At 52.2% G+C, this 1,937-nt stretch carries 3 protein-coding genes; 1 reads left to right on the top strand and 2 read right to left on the bottom strand.

Annotated features, from left to right (window positions below; translation table 11 throughout):
• Nucleotides 1-760 (top strand): beta-ketoacyl synthase N-terminal-like domain-containing protein (locus tag ACTHUE_RS17190; RefSeq protein WP_440424051.1); only part of this gene is annotated, 760 nt, incomplete at its 5' end.
• 94 nt (nt 761-854) lie between these two features.
• Here the strand turns inward: ACTHUE_RS17190 and ACTHUE_RS17185 are convergent.
• A complete protein-coding gene (locus ACTHUE_RS17185) occupies nt 855-1,379 on the bottom strand; it encodes an RDD family protein (RefSeq protein ID WP_107867270.1) in 525 nt (174 codons plus the stop codon).
• 91 nt (nt 1,380-1,470) lie between these two features.
• Nucleotides 1,471-1,890, bottom strand: coding sequence for a hypothetical protein (locus ACTHUE_RS17180; protein ID WP_003746427.1), 420 nt, complete (start codon nt 1,888-1,890; stop codon nt 1,471-1,473).
• Nucleotides 1,891-1,937 lie beyond the last annotated feature (47 nt).

The following is a 1,937-nucleotide window of genomic DNA, read 5'->3' as shown; positions in this document are numbered from 1 at the left end:
CATTATCCCGACTTCGAGCGCGTGCTCTTCCGGCAGCCAAGGCATTGGTTATGCCTATGAAGCGATTAAATACGGCCTGATTGATATGATGCTGGCTGGCGGAGGCGAAGAGTTTTGTCCGTCTGAAGTGTATGTTTTCGATTCACTTTATGCCGCCAGCCGCCGCAACGGCGAACCTGAGCTGACCCCGCGCCCTTACGACAACGCTCGAGACGGCTTGGTCATCGGCGAAGGCGCAGGCATTTTCGTATTGGAAGAATTGGAACACGCCCGTGCGCGCGGTGCGAAAATCTATGCCGAGCTTGTCGGCTATGGTGCCAACAGCGACGGCAGCCACGTTACCCAGCCGCAAAAAGAAACCATGCAAAAATGTATGGAGCTTGCGCTGAAAGACGCTGGTATTACGCCTGATAAAGTCGGCTATGTCAGCGGCCACGGCACGGCGACCGAAAAAGGCGATATTGCCGAAACATTGGCTACTGAAGCGGTGTTTGGTTTTATACCGATGAGTTCGCAAAAAAGCTACCTCGGCCATACACTCGGCGCGTGCGGCGCATTGGAAGCCTGGTTTACCATCGAAATGATGAACAATGGTTGGTTTGCGCCGACCGTCAATTTGGAAAACATCGATCCGCGTTGCGGCAAGGTGGATTATATTCAAACGGGCGGACGTGAGATTCAAACCGATTATGTGGTCAGCAATAACTTTGCCTTTGGCGGCGTCAATACTTCGCTGGTGTTCAAACGTTGGCAAGAATAATCATTGCTTGATGTTATGATTAAAGGCCGTCTGAAACGTATCTGGAGTTTCAGACGGCCTTTATTTTATTTAGAGCTTGAGATGCTTGCGAATTTTATTCGTTTGTTTTCTTCTGATTTAAATCCACCAGCCTTGTTCCGGCCAAGAAGTCGTAGAGGAACTGGCGGTCGGGATGGAACAGGGCGAAGCCCCATGGCAGGATGAGCCAAATGAGCGCGGCGCCGAATGCGCCTTTGGGTGGTATATTGAGCAGATGGCGCAATCCGGCGTAGGCAAACAGGGGAATAAAGACAATAAAAATGCTGGCCCAAATAAAGCGTAGGCGCAGCTGCGGCAGGGGCGGCTGGGTATCGTTTTTATCGGCTAAGCCGATTTTCCATGTCTGCATGGCGAGGGTTTGGCCTTTTTTGTGCCAGTTGGCGCGAAAGTAGAGCCACCATGCGTAGAACAAAATCAGACAGGTTGTCAGCATGGACAGGCGCGTGGAAACGGGATTGAGAAAGATGGCGACAATACCGGCTGCAAGGGCGGCAATGCTGGTAACGGCGCCGGTCAGCAGAAGTTCGTAAACCAGTGCGGCGAGGCGGCGTTTGAGTGGGACGGTAGGAAGACGGGTCATAATGCGATGGAAACGGAAATGGGTTTGATGGAAATAAAAACAGGCCGTCTGAAACGGGATAGGATGTTCAGACGGCCTGTTACTGTCGGGATTAGCGATGTGGACGTTTTTGACCGCGTGCCTGTTGGGCAGCCATTTGGTTCATTTCCTGACGGGTCGGACGTTTTTTGAAGATGGCGTGCGCTTCGTCAACAGAACATTTTTGTGACAGGCAAACCAGGGTAATCGCGTCTTTTTGATGTTGGCCGCCGCTGTGGTACATACGGCGCAGGTTGGCTTCGTTGATACGGCCTTTTTCCGGGTCGATGTCGAATTTTTTCAGGCGCTCGAGGAATTGGCGTTGCTGACGGCGTGAAGTCCAAACGAAACCGCCTGCGGCAGCGGCCACGATGATGACGGCCAACAGAATGGCCAGCGGCCATGAATCGACAATCAGAACGATGATGAGGCTTAATACGGCAGTGGTCAGCAGGGCCAGACCGCCGATGCGAAGTTTGGTTTTATTATCCATATGGTTGGTGTTTCCTTGTTTTTTGCTGGAAGAGGCCGTCTGAAATG

It is taken from the genome of Neisseria sp. P0021.S005, from assembly GCF_051956955.1.
Note: the sequence above shows the minus strand (reverse complement) of the source record. Positions and strands in the feature narration are given on the sequence as shown.